This is a genomic window from Mycobacterium sp. NPDC003449, assembly GCF_053588415.1.
Window position 1 is genome coordinate 1 of the sequence record NZ_JBSFPX010000075.1, and the last position, 19,129, is coordinate 19,129.

A 19,129-nucleotide genomic window follows, 5' to 3' on the forward strand; every position below is an offset into this window, starting at 1 on the left:
CCGCGGCCGGGCCGCCGCCACCGGCGCCCGCCGTTCCTCCGGCACCGGGCCCGGTGGCCCCCGGACCGGCACCCGGCCCCGCCCCAGGACCGGCCTGAGGGTGGGCGGCCCAGGTCGGCCGCCGTAGACTCGGCCGTGATGTCCGAATCTGCCACCGAGCTGCAATCCGCGGTCCGCGTCGCGCTGGCCAAGGTGATCGACCCCGAACTGCGGCGCCCGATCACCGAACTCGGCATGGTCAAGAACATCTCGATCGAGGCCGATCACGCGGTCCATGTCGAGATCTATCTGACCACCGCGGCCTGCCCGAAGAAGAACGAGATCGCCGAGACCGTGTCGGCGGCGGTGGCCGACGTCCCCGGCACCGGTGCCGTCAAGGTCGGCCTCGATGTGATGAGCGATGAGCAGCGCGCCGAACTGCGCAAACAGCTGCGCGGGGACTCCCGCGAACCGGTGATCCCGTTCGCCCAGCCCAACTCGCTGACCAGGGTGTACGCGGTGGCCTCGGGTAAGGGCGGGGTCGGCAAGTCGAGCGTCACGGTGAACCTGGCTGCGGCGATGGCCGCGCGCGGGCTTTCCGTCGGCGTGCTGGACGCCGATATCTACGGTCATTCGGTGCCACGCATGATGGGCACCGCCGACCGGCCCACCCAGGTCGACTCGATGATCCTGCCGCCGGTGGCCCACGATGTGCGGGTCATCTCGATCGCGATGTTCACCCAGGGCAATACGCCCGTGGTGTGGCGGGGCCCGATGCTGCACCGGGCGCTTCAGCAGTTCCTCGCCGACGTGTACTGGGGCGATCTGGATGTGCTGCTGCTCGATCTGCCGCCGGGGACCGGCGACGTCGCGATCTCGGTGGCGCAACTGATTCCCGGGGCTGAGATCCTGGTGGTGACGACGCCACAGCTGGCCGCGGCCGAGGTGGCCGAGCGGGCCGGCGCGATCGCGCTGCAGACCCGCCAGCGCATCGCGGGCGTGGTGGAGAACATGTCGGGGCTGCTGATGCCCGACGGCACGGTCATGCAGCTGTTCGGCGAGGGTGGCGGCCGTCAGGTCGCCGACTCGCTGACCCGCTCGGTCGGCGCGGATGTGCCGTTGCTCGGGCAGGTACCGCTGGATCCGGCGCTGGTCTCGGCCGGGGATTCGGGTGTGCCGCTGGTGCTGTCCGCCCCCGATTCACCGGCGGGTAAGGAGCTGCGCAGCGTGGCCGACGCGCTGTCGGCGCGCCGACGCGGGCTGGCCGGCATGTCGCTGGGGCTCGATCCCGCCGGACGCTGAGGCCGGCCGCCGCGCCAGGTCAGTGCGCGGTCCACCCACCGTCGACCAGCAGTGAGCTGCCCGTGGTGAGCGATGACGCCGGGCTCGCCAGATAGGCGACGGCGGCGGCCACCTCGTCGACGGTGCCCAACCGTCCCAGTGGGATCTCACCGAGCACCCAGGCGCTGAATTCCGGATCGGCCAGGGCGGCGGCGGTCAACTCGGTTTCGACGAACGTGGGGGCCACGGTGTTCACCCGGATCCCGTCACCGGCGAGTTCCAGCGCGAGCGCTTTCGTCATGCCCTCCAACGCCCATTTCGACGTGCAGTACAGGGTGCGGCGGGGACCGCCGACATGCCCCATCTGGGAGCTGATCGACACGATCGATCCGCCCCGGCCCCCGGCCCGCATCCGCTCCACGGCCCGCTGCGTCACGAACAGCGTCGCCTCGACGTTGACCGCCATCACCGCGGCGTAACTGTCCGGGGTGATCTCGTCGAGAAGTGCCGGGATGTTGCGCCCGGCACTGTTGACCAGCACATCCACCCGCCGATCGGCCAGCAAGCCGGCGACCGCCGACGGGTCGGTGACATCGCAGACCCACACCTGCGCGTCGCCGCCCAGGCGGGCGATGAGATCGGCTGTGCCCGAAAGGGTTTGCGCGCTCCGGCCGACCAGGTGGGTGACGGCGCCGAGGCGCGCCAGTGCCACCGCGGATGCGCGGCCGATACCCGATCCGGCGCCCGTCACCCAGGCATGCCTGCCGGTCAGCGACTGGCCGCCGGCGAGGGCATCGACCGCGCTCGAAGTCACTTGACGGCCTGCGGATTCACCGGAGATCCGACCGCCCCCGGGATCACCAGCGGCGGCCCCACCAGCAGGAATTCGTAGCGACCGTCCTCGGCGCAGTCGTCGGCCAGCGCGTCGAGATACCAGATCTCGCCGACCAACAGACCCATCGACACGATCATCACCAGGTGCAGCGGCTGGAACGTGCCGTCGAGTTCGTTGGGCCGGACTTCGGCACCCCAGGTGTCGGTCGCGATGCCCGCGACTTCCTTCTCGTGCAGCCAGCGCGCGACCGACAGCGACAGACCGGGGGCGTCACCGGCCGAGTAGCCGCCCCAGCCGGGCAGATCGCGCCGAGCGGCCATATCACCGGTCCGGATCAGGACGATGTCGCCGCGGCCCACCGTCACCCCGTGGAACGCGCACGCCTCGTCGAGGTCCTCGGGGTGGATCGCCTCACCGGGTTCCAGGTGCGTGCGGCCCTTGACCCGCGGAATATCAAGCAGCACACCGCGTGACACGACTGTCGGCATATGCTCGACGCCCCCCCGCGCGGCCCCGGACGAGCTCACCTCGCCTGCGCTGAACCCGTTGAACATCTTGCCGTCCCGGAAGATGTGCCCGAGCGCGTCCCATTGCGTGCCGCCTTGGAGAAACAGGAACAGGCTGTCGTCGGCGAACCCCCAGCCCAACGGATCGGCGCTGTAGGTCTGGGTGCCTGCCAGATGGTCGGTCCCGGTGGCGGCCATCTGATGCACGGCGTTCACCCGGCCGAACGCGCCCGTCTGCGGCCCCTGCTCGTCGAGCGGGAGTTGCAGCGAGACGGCTTTGCCGGTGCGCACCAACGATGAGGCCGCGCGGATGACGTCGGGGGTGATGAAGTTGAGGGTGCCCCGTTGGTCCTCGGCACCCCACCGTCCCCAGTTGTTGCAGGATTCGTACAGCTCGTGGAAGAGCTCGAAGGTGATGGGGGTCGTACTTGTGGTCATGATCGACTCCGGTTCTCGGTGTGGTCGCCCGTAATCTACGGGCCGCCACCGGGCGGCCGGTTCCTCGCGAACGAGGAAGTCGACGGACACCTTTTCACCGATCGACGGACACCCGCGCCGCTACCTCAGGTCCACTGCGGAGTACCGCCCGGCGCCCAGGGCAGTGCTTCACCCCGATATTTAGCCACCCGGACATCACCGGACCGGGCATGCCCCTCGAAGAGTTCCACCCGTGCCGCACGTCCGAGCACCTCGCCCAGTGCCGCGCTGGCCGCCCGGTCGGTGACCTCCTGATAGGTCACGGTCTTGAGATACTTACCCACCCAGAGCCCGCCGGTGTAGCGCGCGGCACCCCGGGTCGGCAACGTGTGGTTGGTGCCGATCACCTTGTCCCCGTAGGAAACACCGGTGCCCTCGCCGAGGAAGATGGCGCCGTAGTTGCGCATGGCCGACAAGGCCTCGCGGGGCGCCGCGGTCAGAATCTGGACGTGTTCACTGGCGAAGCCGTCGGCGGCCCGGTACGCCTCGTCGAGGTCGCCCACCACGATCACCTGTCCGTGATCGCGCCAGGCGGCCTCCGCGAAGTCACGGGTGGGCATGGTGGGCAGGATCGCGTCGACGAGTTCGATCACCTTGTCCCCCAGCGACTTCGAGGTGGTGATCAAGATAGCCGGGGAGTCCGGGCCGTGTTCGGCCTGCGACAGCAGATCGACCGCGACGACGAACGGGTCGGCGGTGTCATCGGCGACGATCAGCGTCTCGGTCGGACCGGCGAACAGATCGATGCCGACCTCGCCGAACAGCTGCCGCTTGGCCTCGGCGACGAAGGCGTTGCCCGGCCCCGCCAACAGGTCGACCTTGCCGACCGATTCGGTGCCCAATGACATGGCCGCGACGGCCTGCACACCGCCGAGCAGATAGATCTCGTCGGCACCGGCCAGGCTCATCGCGGCCACCGTGGCGGCCGGGATCTCACCGCGGATGGGCGGCGTGCAGGCCGTCACCCGCTCGACGCCGGCGACCTTGGCGGTCACGATCGTCATATGCGCCGAGGCGACCAGCGGATAGCGACCGCCGGGAATGTAGGCGCCGGCCGCGGCCACCGGAATGTTGCGCTGCCCCAGGAACACTCCGGGCTGGGTCTCGACCTCGAAGTCACGTAGCGAGGCCAGCTGGTGTTCGGCGAACACCCGGACGTTGTGTTGGGCGAGGGTGATGTCGTCGATCGTCTGCCGGGGCACCGTGGCGACGATCGACTCGACCTCGTCGGCGGTCAGCTTGAAGCTGTCCGGGCTCCAATTGTCGAACTTCATCGAATAGTCGCGCACCGCTTCGTCGCCGCGGCGGCGGATATCGGCGATGACGTCGGCGACGGTGGCGGCCACCTCCGCGTTGCGTTCGGTCGCCGCCGCCCCGGCGGCAGCGCTCTTCAGCACATCGGGCATCTCATCGGTTCCTTTCTCTCCGGTACTGGTCCGACGATATTCGCATACGTATGCGATAGTCAATGCACCGACCGAATGAGCTTGCCAAGAAGTACATTCACTAGGATCCGGAAATCGGTTCACATACGTAGGCAGGAGCCCGGTGGCCTTCACCAGCCATGACGTCGCCAAACTCGCCGGCGTCTCACAATCCACGGTGTCGCGCGCCCTGCGTGGTGTCCCGGGGATCTCCCCCGACACCGTGGCCAGGGTTCGGGAGGCGGCCCGCACCCTGGCCTATGTCCCCAGCGAGGCCGGGCGCACGCTGTCGACCCGGCAGGCCAGATCGATCGGGGTGGTCAGCGCCGAGTTGACCAACCCCTTCTACCCGGCCCTGGTCGAACCGATCCGGGCCAGGCTGGAGCAGCTGGCCTACCGGACGATTCTCCTGACCGAACCCGATACCACCGCGGGGGCCGCCGAGAACCTGCCGCACGGCGTGGTCGACGGCGCCATCCTCACCACGGCCCACCTCGGGTCACAGCTTCCGGCCAATCTGCACGCCCGCGGCATCCCGTTCGTCCTGGCCAACCGCTCGGTGGACGGGGCCGAGTGCGACCGGTGCGTGGTGGACAACGTCGCAGGCGGCAGGCTCGCCGCGGAGTTCCTCACCGGTCTCGGGCACCGGGACATCGCCGCCATCTTCGGCCCGGACGACACCAGCACCGGCCGCGACCGTGAGTTCGGATTCCGGGTCGGGTGCGGCGAGCACGGGGTGGCGATGCCCGACACCCGGATCGGCCGCGGGCCGTTCAGCTACCACACCGGCTACCGAAACACCATGGCACTGCTCAATTCTTCGGCACCACCGACGGCGGTGTTCTGCGGCAACGACGTGATCGCCCTCGGTGCGCTCAACGCCGCGCGGGCGGCCGGCCGCGGGGTCGGCCGGGACCTGACCATCATCGGATTCGATGACATCGCCATGGCGTCATGGGAACTCGTCGACCTGACCACGATCCACTACGACCTGGCACTGATGGGCCGGACCGCGGCCGATCTGATCACCGAGCGGATCGCCGACCCGCAGGCCCGGTACCGCGAGATCGTGCTGCGGCCCAGCGTGGTCGCCCGCGGCTCGCACCACCGTCCCGGCTGACCGGCCGTCAGGTCAGATCGAGCCAGCGTAATGCGTTGGCACGCAGTATGTCCTGATCTAGGCCCAGCGCCTTTGCCGAACGCACCGGATGGGCGTCGGCCATATCGAACGGATAATCCGACCCCATGGTGATACGGCTCGGGTCGACCGTCCGGCACAGCAGCTCGCCGGCCTCGACGGAATGCGACAGCGAATCGGAGTAGACGTGGTCCCGGAAGACCGCACTGGGCGGGCGCGGGCTGTCACCCGACACATCGGCCCGCATGCGCCAGCCGTGATCCCACCGGCCCAGCAGCGCCGGCGCCACCCCGGCGCCGTGCACGAACACCACCCGCAGCCGGGGTTTGCGGTCGAAGGTTCCGCCGAGCAGCAGCGAGGCGATGGCGGTGGCGGATTCGACCGGATTCCCGATCAGATTCTGCAGATAGTGGACATTGAATCCGGGCCGCGGTTGCTGCATGGGGTGCACCAGTACCGCCAGCCCGGCATCGGCGCAGCTGTCCAGCACATGGCTCAGGCCCGGATCGCCCAGCGTCTGAGTGCCGACGACCGGAGGCACCGCGACTCCTCGAATGCCCTGCGCAACAAGTGTTTTCACCTCCGCGGCGGTCGCGGCGCGATCCTGCACCGGCAGCATGCCGATCGGGACAAGACGATCGGCGTGGTTCTCGCACATCCTGACCAGGCCGTCGTTGACGCGGCGGGCATAATCGGCGGCGGCATCGGCATCGGCCGCGCAGGCGAACGCATAGGGCGGTACCGACACCACCCGCACGGCGATGTCCTCGGCGTCCATATCGGCCAGGATCCGGGGCACACCCGAGATCTGGTCCCGGCTCACCGCGATCGAGAACGCGCCGAGGTGCAGTTCGCCGTCCCGTTCGGTCAGCTCGACGACACCGTCGGCGGTGGGGATGCCGTAGCAGTCCTCCGGTAGCAGGTGGGCGTGGATGTCGATACTGCCCCGCGCCAGTGCCGACGCGGTATTCCAGTGAGTCATAGTCGCTTTCTCGCGGCCCGGCGTGGCCGCACCATTCGGTTCCCCGGCTCGTCGGGGCCAAGTGTAGAAGCCCGACCGGCCGACAGCGCCTATCTCCCTGAAGCAAAATCGACGGACAGATTACATCAATTGACGAACAGCCTGCATGCTGTGGGGGTGGGAAACACCTCGGTCGAGCACCTCACCAACACCCCACCCGGGGGAATATCGGTTCACGACCTGCCGCGTCTGCTCGGCAACGACCTCCTGGCGACCGTGGTCCCGTGCGCCGACGAGAACGCCAGGATCAGATCCCTGTGCCTGTTCGACGAACATTCCACCGAGCGGGCCGAGCTGATGCTGGCCATCGCGCCGGGCACCGGTGACTGGAGCCGGGTCATCGGGCTCGCCGCCCACCGGGGCGCCTGCGCCGTGATCACCGACCCCCTCCCGGATGACATCCTGCCCGAAATCCGGCGGGCCGCCTCCCGGGCCGGGCTGGCACTGCTCGAACGCAGCAGCGACACCGCATGGCTGACCCTGGCCGATCTGATTCGCGATCTGATCGCGCACACCCAGTCCGACGACATCCGGGCGTCCGGCGTCGCCGTCGACGACCTCGAAGGCCTGGCCGAATCGCTCGCCGAAATGCTCGGCGGCCCGGTCATCATCGAGGATGCCAAGTTTCGCCTGTTGTCCTATTCCAGTTCCACCGAGCACGTGGACCGTGGCCGCGACATCGCCATCCTCGGCCGCCGCATCCCCGAGGAATGGCTGCGGCACCTGGAATCGCTCGGTGTCATCGACACCCTGCTCGGCACCGACGAGGTGGTCACCGTCGACGACGGGCCGCTGGAGGCCCGCCGCCGGCTGCTGCGGTCGATCCGGGCGGAACGCTTTCTGCTCGGCATCCTCTGGGTCGCCGAGGGCGACACCCCGCTGCCCGCCGACGTCCACGAACGCATGGCCGTCGCGGCCAGAACCGCGGCACCGTTCCTGCTGCGGCACCAGGAAGCCAGCTTCAGCCGGCGCTCGGCCCAGGACCGGCAGATGCGCCACCTCCTCGACCAGGGCAGCATCTCGCATGCCGCGGCCGAGGAGTACGGCCTCGTGCCGGCGTCGCAATACACCGTTCTCGGTCTGCGGACCTCGCCGGACAGCCTGATCAGCAACCTCGACCGGAACCGGATCGTGGAATCGGTCGGGATGTACTGCCAGTCCTACCGCAGGCGCGCGGCCACCACCACGCTGGGCCACACCGTCTACTGCCTGCTGGCCCACGCCGAACCCGCGACCGACACCCGGCTCAAAGAGTTCGCCAGGGCCATGGGCGGCCACGTCAGCCAGGCGCTGCTGGGCCGTGGGGTACGCGTCGCGTTGAGCCGGACGGTCGACACGCTGCAGGACATGCCGACCGCGCGGCAGCAGGTCGACCAGGCACTCGAATCCGCGGTGGTGTCCGACGTCGTCACCGTGACCGGGTTCGACGACGCACTACCCCGGATCGCGCTGGCCAGGATCGCCCAGTTCGTCGAGGAGAGCCGGATCGACTACCCGAAACTGCACGCGCTGTACACCGAAGACCGCAGCAGCGGTTCGGAATACATCGCCACCCTGGCCGCGTACCTGTCCGCCTTCGGCAATGTCGTGCTGGCCGCGAAACAGCTCAGCGTGCACGTCACCACGCTGCGTTACCGGCTCAAACGCATCCAGGCGATCTCGGGCCTCAACCTCGACGATCCGGCCGAGCGGCTGCTGTGCGAGCTGCTGCTCCAGGAGCCGGTATCGCGGGTGTCAGGACGGGTCCGGGGAACCGTTGAGTAGCACCGGATTTGCCTGCAACACCGCATCGCGTCGCCAGTCCCGCAGGTTGCCGGGCTTGGTTCGCCACGGCAGATCGCCGTACACCACATCGTCGAGTCTGCCGAGGCGGTCGTGATCCTCGCGCAGGTAACGCACCCGCGCCAGATCCAGTGCCGTGGTGAAGACGCCCTCCTTGGATTCGTCGACCAGAATCTCCTCGGGGGAACAGATCATCGCGATGCCGCGCTGCTTGTCCTCGTCGAGTTCGGCGTCGTCGGGCACCGGAATGTTCGAACACACCGCGGTGAACATGAGGTTCTCGATCGCACGGGCCCACACCAGGGTCCGCCAGGTCGGGTACGACGAGGAGTGCGGCCCGACCAGTCCGGCGGGCAGCAGTGCGATGTCGGCCCCTTTCAGCGCCAGCGCCCGCGAGCACTCGGTGGCATACACCTCGCTGCACATGATGATCCCGATCTTGCCCAGATCCGTTTCATAGACCGGTAACTCGGTGGCATTCACCCAGTCGAAATCCCAGTACCGGCCGCCCTTGTAGATCCACGGGGTATGCGAGGGGGTGGTGCGGCGGTAGCGCCCCACCTCCCGGCCGTCCGGGCCGTGCAACGTCAGGGTGTTGTAGCAGCGCACGCCCTCGTCGTCGAGCGGTTCGGCGAATCCGCCGACCAGGTAGACGTTGTGGCGCCGCGCCATGTCGCCGAGCTCGTCGACCGGTGTCCAGGTCACCGGCGCCGCCCACTCCCCCGGATAGGTCTCGGGAAGCAGCACCAGCTGAGCACCCTGACCCGCGGCTTCGGCCACATACTCGTCGGCCTTCGCGAGATTGCGTGCCCTGGCGTCCTTCCCGAAGAAGGTCCGCGGTTGGACGACGCTCATCGTCACCTGGTCCATTGATCACCCTTTCTCACTCGCGGTCGGCCGGCACGATCGGCAGCAGCAGGTAGGGGCGCCGGCCCGGTTCACTGATCAGCGTGGTGGTGCCGTCGAACGCGGGCTTGTCCCGATCGCCGGGATGCTCGTGCCAGTACGGCCCGCTCCCCAGCAGCTCACGGCCGTAGGCGATGTGGTGGGGCCCCGGCAGCCCGTGCGTGTAGTCGACCCCACCGATCGACACCCCGAGGGTGTAACCGGGCGGCATCACGATCGACGTGGGCCACACCTCGATGTCGGCTTCGTAAACGGTGCCGGGGGTCAGTGGATCGACCCGGGTGTGCGGATGCCAGGGCTGGTGCGGTGTGCTCAGGTCCGGGTCGATCTCCCGATGTGACATGCGAAGCCACCCCTGAGTCAGCGGGGCCTTCGGTTCGAAGGCCGTGACGAACACGACCTCGGTGCCCTGCGGGTCGTAGAGATGGACGTTGACGAAGATGTCGGCATCGTCGGTGGTCGAGCTGACGAAGAGCTTCATGGCAAGGGGGCCGGTGATTTCGAGCGGCTCGTCCACGGCCCGGCTGCGATAGTTCAGTACCTCGTGGCGGGAGCGGAACGACGCGCCGGTGCCCGAGGTCGGCTCGTCCCGGGACAGGGTGCCCGCATCCAGATCGAGATAGCAACGGGTCCAGCGGGTTCGGGCCAGCGGCCATTCGTTCTCCGCGCGCTGGAAGAATCCGTCCGGCGTCCGGACCTTGAGTTGGACCCGGGCGGTCGCGTCCCAGCCGTTGTCGGCCCCCTTGAGGAAGTGGTCGAAGAAGCGGCGCTGCACGTCCAGTCCGTAGTCGGTGTAGAACTCGGTCCAGTGCTCGAGGCCGTGGACCTCGAGCCACTTGTCGGTCGAGGAGACGCCGAGGTAACCGTTGAAGTTTCCGCGTGAGTGCAGCCCCATGCCGCCCCAGTTCGACGCGGAGAGGACGGGGACGGTCACCTCGGCGAGGTCGGCGGTGCGGTCCCGGTAGTAGTCGTCACAGAGCGGACGGTCATCGAGCACATCGCCGATGGCGATGCGCAGCTTGGCTCGCTCGTCCTCACCGATCTCCTCCGGTCCGGTCACCCGGCGGCCGTTGTGCGGGTTGGCGGCCGCGTCCGGGCGACCGTTCTGCACCGTCGTGACCTGATAGGGCATCCAGCTCGGCATGAATTCGGAGGTCATCCCGCCGTGGTGGGTGTACTCCCGGTAGTAGTCCGACGCGCCTTCCCACGGGCAGATGGCGGCCAGATGCGGTGGCCGCAGCGCCGCCACCTGCCACTGATTGGTTGCCAGATAGGAGATTCCGAGCAGGCCGACCTTCCCGGTACTCCAGGGGCGGGTGCCTGCCCATTCGACACAGTCGTAGAGGTCCCTGGTCTCCTGAGGTGAGAAGAAGTCGATCTCCCCCGGGGAGCCGCCGGTTCCTCGGGTGTCGACGCGGACGCAGACATAACCCAGCGGCACCCACCGCTCGGGATCGCAGTACTCCCAGACCTGGTAGGCCCCGGTGGAGCCGTCCAGCACTTCCGGGTGGTCGCGGAGCAGGCTGGTCCACTGGTGCTGGTAGGCCTCGGCGAACGGCAGACCCTTTCCGTACGGCCCGGCCGCCAGCAGCACCGGGTACTCGCCCTCCTCGACGGGCCGGAAGACGTCGGCGGCGAGCACGCCGCCGTCCCGCACCGGAATCGGCACGTCCCAGTCGATTCGCATACCGTCCCGGATTTCGCTGTGGGTGTCGAACATGTGTCGGAGTTCCTGTTCTGAGATGTGGGCGGATGGCGGCGGGGGTTCAACCGTCGTTGGCGGAACGTAAAACCTGCTTTCCTGTCGCGTGTTCGGTTGGCGTCGTCTCCCGATAGTTCGGTCCCAGCGCCGCCATACCGACCAGACCTATCGCGCAGGGAACGGCCATGACCACCGCACCCCCGACGGCCCAGCCGAAGGATTCGACGAGTACGGCGAAGACGGCCCCCGACACGCTGGCCGGGATGTACACCGCCGCCAGGAAGACCCCCTGTGCGCGGCCCACCAGCGACGGGCCGACGCTGCGCTGCATGAGCGCGCTGGTGTTGGTGTAGACCACCCCGGTGAAGAAGACGCCGACCAGCAGCGAGAGCACGATGTGCACCGCCTGCGGCGCCGACAGGGTGAACAGCAGCACACCGGTGACCAGCAGGCCGACCAGTCCGAACACATTCAACCGGCGTTGGTCGACGCGGTCGGCGAAGTGGCCGCCCAGAACCGAGGCCAGCGCCCCGATGCCGAACATGCTGGCGGTCCAACTCGCCTGCCCGGGTGAGAACCCGTGTACCTCACGCAGGAAGGTGGGATACAGGCCGAGGTAGGCGTAGAGGGCGAATCCGGCGCCGGCGGCCGCGATCGCCGAACACACGATCGTGCGGTTGACCAGTTTCCCCGTTGCGGTGACGCCCATTTCGGACGCCTTGCCATCGTCACCGGCATCGGCTCCGTATTCGGAGGCCGCGCGCGGGACTCCGTACCAGATCACCGCGTAGATGATCGCGCCGAGCAGCCCGAAAGTGATCAGCGGTGTCTGCCAGTGCCCGGTGAGATCGACCAGCGCCTGGCCGACGACGGGCCCGGTGAACGCGCCGAGTCCGTATGCGGCGGAGAGTGTTCCGATCGCCAGGCCGCGGTTCAGGTAGAAGTACGATCCGGCCGCGGCGTAAAGCGCGGCGTTCTGGACGCCCTCGCCGAGTCCGGAGATGATGCGGTAGGCGGCCATGTCCAGCCACCCGAAGGCGAACGCCTGAAGTGCGGTGGTCACCGAGAACACCGCGAGACCGGCGAGAATCATGTTCTTGCGGCCGAATTTGTCGGTCAGATAACCCGCCGGAATCCCGGCCAGGCCCATACCGAGGGTGAATATCGTTGCCAGTAGCCCGATCTGGCTCGGTCCGACATCCAGCGCCGCCCGGACCTCCGGGAGGATGACCGGGAAGACCTGACGGTCCATGGCGTTGATGAAGTACGCGACGTCCAGGATTGCCAGGATCGAGAGACCACCCATGATCTTGTGCCCAAGTCCTGCATTGGACGGGGTGGGGATAGGGGGCGTCACGTTGTCTCCTGTCGTCGATCAACGGATCACTGTAGGTGACCTGGAACACAGTGCGGTTCGCCGATAAGAGGAAGTTGTCGGGCCACTTTCCGCATATCTGATGACCAGACGCGGCAGCTACCGCGATCGGCGCAGTGAGCCGAGTACCAGCCGATCGGCGGCCAACTCGTAGGCCTGTTGCTCGGACAGCGATTCCACCGAGCGCAACATCGCCTTGATCTCGGCGTGCACCCGTGGCTCGGCGGACAGCAGCGCATCGACCTTCTGCGCGAGCACCGCGTCGAGGGTTTCGATGTCGTCGACGACCTCGTTGACAAGGTCGATCCGCACCGCCTCGTCGCCGCAGACCGGCGCCCCGCTGGCGGTCAACCAGAACGCCGCCCGGCGCCCCACCATCCGCGGCAGCCAGGCCAGCACCAGGGCGGGTGCCAGGTTGATCGTGACCTCGGGGAAACTCAGCCGGGCCGTGCGCGTCGCGATCGTGATGTCGCACAGCGCGGCCAGGCCGACACCGAAACCTGCGGCGTCGCCGTGCAGCCGGGCCACGGTGACCAGCGGCGTCGCCGCCAGCGCGTGGTTGACGGCGCTCAGCCGGCGCACCTCGTCCGGAAGATCGTCGGGGGTCGCGGCGGTGCGTTCCCGGCCCATGCAGAACCGGTCCCCGGCCCCGCGGAGCACCAGCACGTGCACCCCGTCGGGTGGGCTGGTGAGCACCCCGGCCAGGGTGTCACACATCGCCATCGTCATCAGGTTGCCGTCGGCGCTGTCCAGCCGCGCGGTCAGTACGGCACCGTCCCGGTCGAAGGTCAGCCCCGGCGTCGAGATCTCGGCCAGCGTCGATGTCATGTCAGTTGAGCCTTTCCAGAGCCATTCCGCCGTACCAGTCCACGGTGTCCGGCGCGGTGCGCACGGTGACCGCCCGCACATGGGTGAAGTCGTTGAAGGATTCCCAGCCGCCCTCGCGGCCGTAGCCGCTGTCGCGTACCCCGCCCCACGGCGAGCACGGGTCCAGCCGGTGGTGGTCGTTGACCCAGACGATGCCGTGTTCGAGTTTCGAGGCGACCCGGTGGGCACGGGCCACATCGCCGGTCCAGATCGACGAGCCGAGACCGTAGGGCGAGTCGTTGGCGATGGACACCGCATCGGCCTCGTCGCGGAACGGGATCACCACCAGGACGGGACCGAAAATCTCCTCGCGCGCGACCCGCATCTGGTTGTTCACATCGGCGAGCACCGTCGGCGCGACGAAGTACCCGTCGAATCCCGGCACCTCCGGGCTGACCCCGCCGGTCACCAGCCTGGCGCCCTCGGAAACACCGATCTCGACGTAGTCGAGGATCCGCCTGCGGGCCCGCTCGGAGATCACCGGCCCCAGTTGGGTGCCGGCCTGGCTCGGGTCACCGATCCGGATGGCCTGCGCCTGCGCGGCCAGCTCGGCGACGAAATCGTCATATATGTTCTCCTGCACCAGGATCCGTGTTCCGGCGATGCAGGTCTGGCCGGCGCCGACGAATCCACCGAACGCGGCTCCGCGCGCCGACACCTGGGCCGGAACATCGTCGAACACCAAAACCGGTGTCTTGCCGCCCAGTTCGACGGTGGCCTTGGCGAAGCGGGCGGCCGCCGCCACCGAGATAGCCCGTCCCACTTCGGTTCCTCCGGTGAACACCACCTTGTCCACCATCGCGTGTTCGGCCAGGCCCGCGCCGGTGACCGGCCCCAGCCCGGGGATGACGTTGAGCACCCCGGGCGGGATGCCCGCCTCGAGCGCGAGCTCCCCGATGAGCAGAGCGGTCAGCGGAGTCTGCTCAGAAGGCTTGAGCACCACACTGTTTCCGGTGGCCAATGCGGGCGCCACACTCTTGGACGCGATCATCAGCGGGTGGTTGAACGAGGCCAGTGTCGCGACGACGCCGAGCGGGAACCGCGACGTGTAGGAATGATACGGCCCCGACATCGGCACCACCGCATCCCGGCCGGCCAGCAGCAGTGCGGCGTTGTACCGGTACCACTCGGGCAGCCGGGTGATCTGCGCCTTCGTCTCGGTGATCGGCCTGCCGTTGTTGTCGGTCTCCAGCCGGTACAGCGTGCGCATATCGCGCTCCAGCAGATCACCGAACCGGTTGAGGATCCGGGACCGTTCGTGGATCGGCAGCTGCGACCACACCCCGGAATCGAATGCGGCCCTGGCGGACACCACGGCGTCGTCGGTGTCCTCGGCGCCGGCGCTGTGGCAGCGGGCGAACACCCGCGCCGTCGCGGGGTTGATCAATTCGAGTATCTCGCCGCGGCCGGGCCGGTGCTCACCGTCGATGAGCAGTGGGTGCACCGGTTCACCGTTGCGGACGGAGCCCGGGGTCGTCGGGGCGGATGACGCGGCTGGTTCAGACATTCGGCTTCTTTCTTGGTATGGCGGTAATCAGGCGCCGGCGGTGGCACGGCCGCGGGAGCTGGCTTCGAGATCCTCGAACCGCCGCAGGATCGACGATTCCAGCACCGCGACATCGGTATTGGACGCCTTACGCGGGCGGGGCAGGTCGACGGCGACGTCCTCGTGGATGGTGCCGCCGGGTGCCAGCATCAGGACCCGGCCCGAGAGCTCGGTGGCCTCCTTGACATCGTGGGTGACGAACACGACGGTCTTGCGGGTCTGCGCCCACAGGTCCTGCAGGTGTTCACGCAGCCCTCGGGCGGTGATGGCGTCGAGGTGGCTGAACGGCTCGTCCATCAGCAGTACGTCGGGCTCGATCGACAGCGCCCTGGCGATACCGACGCGCTGCTGCTGCCCGCCGGAGAGCTGGCCGGGCCACTTCTTCTCGACGTGTCCGAGACCGACCCGCCGCAGCGCCTGGTGAACCCGCTCCTTGGCCGCGTCGTCGCGAACCTTCTGGACATACATCAGATTGTCGAAGATCGACCGCCACGGCAGCAGCCGCGGCTCCTGGAACACGTAGGCCAGCGTGGCGGGCCGGTCCGAGCGCCCGATGGTGACGGTGCCCGAGGTGGCCGGCTCGATTCCGGCGATGATGTTGAGCAGCGTGGTCTTACCGCAGCCGGACGGTCCGACCAACGAGACGAAGGACCGGTCGGCGATCTCGAATCCGATGTGGTCGATCACCGTCTGCGGGCCGGTGGGGGTACCGAACACCTTGAGCAGGTCGTCGACTGTGACATTGGCCATGGGGCCTCCTCGGGTTGGTGGGATGGCTATGCGGCGGCGTGTCCGCCAGGGCGGGATTGACCGTCGCGCCAACGGAATGCCCGCCGGGACAGGCGTTCGAGCAGAACCCGGTCGGTGATCACCATGAAAGCGATGAAGAACGCGATCCACGCGACGAATCCGGGCAGCTGATTGGCGTCATACCAGTACCGGGCCCGGTGCCCGACCCCATCGGAGGATCCGAACCATTCGGAGAGCAGAATGCCGTTCCAGCCCGACATCACACCGAACCGGATACCCGCGACGACGTAGCCGGTGATCGCCGGGAGTACGACGTGGCGCAGCCTGCGCGCCGTCGACACGTCGTAGGACTGCGACATGTCCATCAGCTCGGGGGGCATCGACCGGGCCCCGGCCGCGACGTTGACCACGACGAAGGGAATCGCCGAAAGGACGACGGTGAGGATCGGGGCGGTGTCGGAGAAGCCGAACCACATGGTGCACAACAGCGCCCAGATCACCGCCGGTATGGACAGGCCCACCAGATTGATATCGCCGAACAGGTTGTCGAAGATCCGGGAGGTGCCGATCACGATCCCGATCGCGATGCCGAGCACGATCGATATCACCATCCCGAACACGAACCGCTGCATGCTGACGATGAAGTTGAAGAAGAACTCGCCGCGTTCGAGTTCGCTCAGGGCCGCATCGAGGACGGGGGCCGGGCCGGGGATCCGGTCACTGGCCAGACCGACCACCTGCCACAGCATCAGGAAAACCAGAGCCGCTGCCGCACTGGCACCGAACGGTCCGGTGAGCCAGTTCGGGGCCGCGGGACGGCCGGTGGTGCTGACCGTGTCGTGACGGTCGGAAACCGGGGCACTCATCTCAGCGACCGCCTCTCCATGCGAAGAACCGCCGTTCCAGCCCGGTCAGCACCACTCGTTCGATCAGCAGGATGAAGATCACGAAGAAGCCCGTCCAGGCCAGCACCCCGGTCACCGAAAACTCCTGGTATGACTGGCGGATCATGAATCCGATGCCGCTGCGGCCGCCGAACACCTCGGTGAGCGCCTCGACCTTCCAGGCCATGGCGAATCCGTACCGCAACGCGGCGAACAGAAACGGCAGCACCGAAGGCAGGAAGACCGACTTGACGATCTCGCCGTGGCCGAGCCCGTACACGGTGCTCATGTCGACCAGCCGGCGGTCCACCTCCTCGACCCCCTGGGCGACGTTGAGCGCGACGTAGGGCAGCGCCACGAACGCCACCACCACGACCGGGCCGACCGCACCGATTCCGAACAGGATCAGTGCGAACACCGCGAACGCCAGGCCGGGCACGTTTCCCAGCACTAACAGCGGCTGCTGCCAGAAGTACTTCTGGTAACGGACCCGCCCCATCAACAGCCCGAGGGGTACACCGAACACGGTGCCGATCGCGAAGCCGATCGCGATCTTGACGATGCTGGAACCGAATTGGAGGAACGCCGTGCCGTCGGCGGCCAGTCGCCACATCTCGGCCCCGACCGTCCACGGCGGCGGCGCGATGTGTTCGGTGAACAGCACCGTCGAACAGAACGCCCACACCGCCAGCAGTGCGGCATACCCGGTCAGTTGGTAGCCGATCCGGCGCGCCAGCGTGCGCGAGGGGCCCGGCTCGGTTTCCCGGCCCGCGGTCGCGGTATCAGCGGCCGCACCGGTGCTGACACTCATGAGGCACCGCTGTTCTCGGACGGGCGGAACTTCGGGAAGGCCTGACCCTGGTCCATGAACCCGGTCTCCTTGAGCAGGGGGAAGATCTGCGACTCGCCGTCGGCCCACTGCTGATCGAACCGGACGTCACTGACGAACCAGTCACGGTCCTTGATGTACTTCTGGATGAAGGCGATGTCCTCGGGTGTCTCCACCGCGAAGTGCTGCGGGTAGGTCTCGATGATCCGGTTCCGATTGGCCTGCCACTCGGCCAGCCCGCGCTGCCAGACGTCGAGGAAGAACTCGACCTTGTCCGGGTTCTCCTCGGCCCATTCCGCGCCCGCCAGGAAGACGTTGATCATCGGCCCCTCGTGCCCCTCGACGACCAGATCGGAGTACATGTCCGAGGCGGCCTTGCCGTCGTAGATGACCTTGAGTTCGCCGCTGCCGAGGCCGGGCGCGGCGAACTCCGGCAGACAGACGCACGCCGCGACCTCCCCCTTCGAGACCAGATCGGCCTGCTGCTGCGGATCGGATACGACGAGGTTAAAATCGCCTCCACCGGTTCGGAAGTCGAGGTTGTGCAGCTTCTTGACGTAGGCACCCCACACCAGGGTGGCCGAGACCGAGGTGAACGCCGAGATGTCCTGGCCCTTGAGCTCTTCCAGGGTGTTGGCCGGGTTGTCGGCCCGCGTGATGATCACGCTGCGATCGGTGTTGTACTTGCCGACGATGACGGTGTTGCGGCCGGTCTCCTCCTCGATCACCGGCACCTCGTAGGAGGCCGAGGACACGATGTCGGCGTGGCCGCCGGCGAACACCCCGAACTCATCCCAGGTGGACGAGGACTCGATGGTGTAGCCGGACTCCTTCTCCATCTCGGCGAGGATGCCCTGATCTTTGATGAAGTCCCACACCGGATCCGGCGCGAAGGTGAACCGGATGGCCCCACCCTCACCCGCGTCGCCGCCCCGATCGGGCCGGGTGACGCAGCCGGAGATGGCAACAGCGGTGGTGACGGCCAACAGCGCGGCCGCCACCCGGCGTCCCAGACGGTTCACGATTTCTTTCCCTTCACTTGAGCGCCCGCCGGTTCGGTGGTTTCGGGCGCTGTCGTCCGGTGACCGTGTTCGTGAAAGCTGACGAGTTCGTCGGCTCCGGTCGCGGCCGGGTTCTCCAGCAGGTAGGACAGGATGAAGTCATGTGAGGTCGCGAGGTGTTCGCAGGTCAGGCTGGCGGCCAGGGTCGCGTCGCCGCGTTCCACGGCCTGCAGGATCCCGACGTGCTCGGCCTGCAGATGCTCGGTCTGGCCGATCACCTCCAGATGCATGTAGAGGTAGCGATCGGTGAGCCGTCGAAGCTGTTCGACGAGTTCGATCATCCGGGGACGGCCGGCCCGCTTGTAGACGGCGGCATGGAATTCGGCGTTGGCCGCCAACCACACTCGCGCGTCGTCGCTGGTTTCCATCAGGGTCAGCTGCTTGCGCATGGCCAGGATGTCGGCTCGACCGACGTTGGGCACCCCGATCCGGGTGGCAATCGGTTCGATCGCCTCGCGCAGTTCGTAGAGCTCCTGCAGTTCGGGCACCGACATCCCGATGACCACCGCCGTGGCTTTGGACGTCGGGTGTAGCAAACCTTCGCCGGCGAGCAGCTGAATCGCATCCCGGACCGGAATCCGGCTCACACCAAACCTTTCGGCGATGCTCAGCTGGGAAAGCCGCGCCCCTGGTGCAACCTTGCCGTGGAGTATCTCGGTCCGCAGTTCCGCGGCGATGCGACCAGCCGCACTTTCGTATGCCATCAACCCTCCAGATATACGATTAGCGGAGACTGTATACATCCACTGCTGTGTCGTCAATCACT

17 protein-coding genes are annotated in these 19,129 nt (G+C 67.7%); 3 read left to right on the top strand and 14 right to left on the bottom strand.

Going from position 1 to position 19,129, the window contains the following annotated elements; all coding sequences use genetic code 11:
- The first annotated feature begins 138 nt into the window (after positions 1–138).
- A complete protein-coding gene (locus ACWDTP_RS19380) occupies positions 139–1,281 on the top strand; it encodes an Mrp/NBP35 family ATP-binding protein (RefSeq protein ID WP_450022627.1) in 1,143 nt (380 codons plus the stop codon).
- Positions 1,282–1,300: 19 nt separating this feature from the next.
- Here the strand turns inward: ACWDTP_RS19380 and ACWDTP_RS19385 are convergent, their stop codons facing one another.
- From ACWDTP_RS19385 to hisD, 3 genes are all read right to left on the bottom strand, one after another.
- Positions 1,301–2,074: an SDR family NAD(P)-dependent oxidoreductase gene (locus tag ACWDTP_RS19385; protein ID WP_450022629.1), complete on the bottom strand. Its 774-nt coding sequence runs from the start codon at positions 2,072–2,074 to the stop codon at positions 1,301–1,303.
- Positions 2,071–3,039 (bottom strand): cyclase family protein, encoded by a 969-nt coding sequence (locus ACWDTP_RS19390; protein WP_450022631.1) that lies wholly within the window; start codon positions 3,037–3,039, stop codon positions 2,071–2,073. Before ACWDTP_RS19390 ends, ACWDTP_RS19385 begins: the two co-directional genes overlap by 4 nt.
- Before the next feature lie 125 nt (positions 3,040–3,164).
- A complete protein-coding gene (gene hisD / locus ACWDTP_RS19395) occupies positions 3,165–4,484 on the bottom strand; it encodes a histidinol dehydrogenase (protein ID WP_450022633.1) in 1,320 nt (439 codons plus the stop codon).
- A 142-nt stretch (positions 4,485–4,626) separates the two neighbouring features.
- Here hisD and ACWDTP_RS19400 point away from each other — a divergent pair, with 142 nt between their 5' ends.
- Positions 4,627–5,622, top strand: coding sequence for a LacI family DNA-binding transcriptional regulator (locus ACWDTP_RS19400; RefSeq protein WP_450022635.1), 996 nt, complete (start codon positions 4,627–4,629; stop codon positions 5,620–5,622).
- A gap of 7 nt (positions 5,623–5,629) precedes the next feature.
- Here the strand turns inward: ACWDTP_RS19400 and ACWDTP_RS19405 are convergent, their stop codons facing one another.
- Complete coding sequence (locus tag ACWDTP_RS19405; protein ID WP_450022637.1) at positions 5,630–6,622, bottom strand: amidohydrolase family protein; 993 nt, start codon at positions 6,620–6,622, stop codon at positions 5,630–5,632.
- A gap of 156 nt (positions 6,623–6,778) precedes the next feature.
- Between ACWDTP_RS19405 and ACWDTP_RS19410 the strand changes: the two genes are divergently transcribed.
- Positions 6,779–8,425 (top strand): PucR family transcriptional regulator, encoded by a 1,647-nt coding sequence (locus ACWDTP_RS19410; RefSeq protein ID WP_450022639.1) that lies wholly within the window; start codon positions 6,779–6,781, stop codon positions 8,423–8,425.
- Here the strand turns inward: ACWDTP_RS19410 and ACWDTP_RS19415 are convergent.
- The 10 genes from ACWDTP_RS19415 to ACWDTP_RS19460 form a co-directional block, all read right to left on the bottom strand.
- A complete protein-coding gene (locus tag ACWDTP_RS19415; RefSeq protein ID WP_450022641.1) occupies positions 8,396–9,313 on the bottom strand; it encodes a carbon-nitrogen hydrolase family protein in 918 nt (305 codons plus the stop codon). The genes ACWDTP_RS19410 and ACWDTP_RS19415 overlap by 30 nt on opposite strands.
- A gap of 13 nt (positions 9,314–9,326) precedes the next feature.
- On the bottom strand, positions 9,327–11,069 hold the full coding sequence (locus tag ACWDTP_RS19420) for a CocE/NonD family hydrolase (RefSeq protein WP_450022643.1): 1,743 nt from the start codon (positions 11,067–11,069) through the stop codon (positions 9,327–9,329).
- Between the two features lie 46 nt (positions 11,070–11,115).
- Positions 11,116–12,408, bottom strand: coding sequence for an MFS transporter (locus tag ACWDTP_RS19425; protein ID WP_450022645.1), 1,293 nt, complete (start codon positions 12,406–12,408; stop codon positions 11,116–11,118).
- Between the two features lie 117 nt (positions 12,409–12,525).
- Positions 12,526–13,254, bottom strand: coding sequence for an enoyl-CoA hydratase/isomerase family protein (locus ACWDTP_RS19430; protein ID WP_450022647.1), 729 nt, complete (start codon positions 13,252–13,254; stop codon positions 12,526–12,528).
- A gap of 1 nt (position 13,255) precedes the next feature.
- Positions 13,256–14,800 (bottom strand): aldehyde dehydrogenase, encoded by a 1,545-nt coding sequence (locus ACWDTP_RS19435; protein WP_450022649.1) that lies wholly within the window; start codon positions 14,798–14,800, stop codon positions 13,256–13,258.
- Positions 14,801–14,827: 27 nt separating this feature from the next.
- Complete coding sequence (locus ACWDTP_RS19440) at positions 14,828–15,589, bottom strand: ABC transporter ATP-binding protein (RefSeq protein WP_450022651.1); 762 nt, start codon at positions 15,587–15,589, stop codon at positions 14,828–14,830.
- Between the two features lie 26 nt (positions 15,590–15,615).
- A complete protein-coding gene (locus tag ACWDTP_RS19445; protein ID WP_450022653.1) occupies positions 15,616–16,455 on the bottom strand; it encodes an ABC transporter permease in 840 nt (279 codons plus the stop codon).
- Position 16,456: 1 nt separating this feature from the next.
- The gene (locus ACWDTP_RS19450; protein ID WP_450022655.1) at positions 16,457–17,284 is read right to left on the bottom strand and encodes an ABC transporter permease; all 828 of its coding nucleotides are present in this window, start codon (positions 17,282–17,284) and stop codon (positions 16,457–16,459) included.
- Positions 17,281–18,324 carry an ABC transporter substrate-binding protein gene (locus ACWDTP_RS19455; RefSeq protein ID WP_450022657.1) on the bottom strand — a complete coding sequence of 348 codons (1,044 nt, stop codon included), beginning with the start codon at positions 18,322–18,324 and terminating at the stop codon, positions 17,281–17,283. Before ACWDTP_RS19455 ends, ACWDTP_RS19450 begins: the two co-directional genes overlap by 4 nt.
- Entirely contained in the window at positions 18,321–19,067 is a 747-nt protein-coding gene (locus tag ACWDTP_RS19460; RefSeq protein ID WP_450022659.1) for a GntR family transcriptional regulator, read from the bottom strand. The genes ACWDTP_RS19455 and ACWDTP_RS19460 overlap by 4 nt, the downstream gene beginning before the upstream one ends.
- Positions 19,068–19,129: the final 62 nt, after the last annotated feature.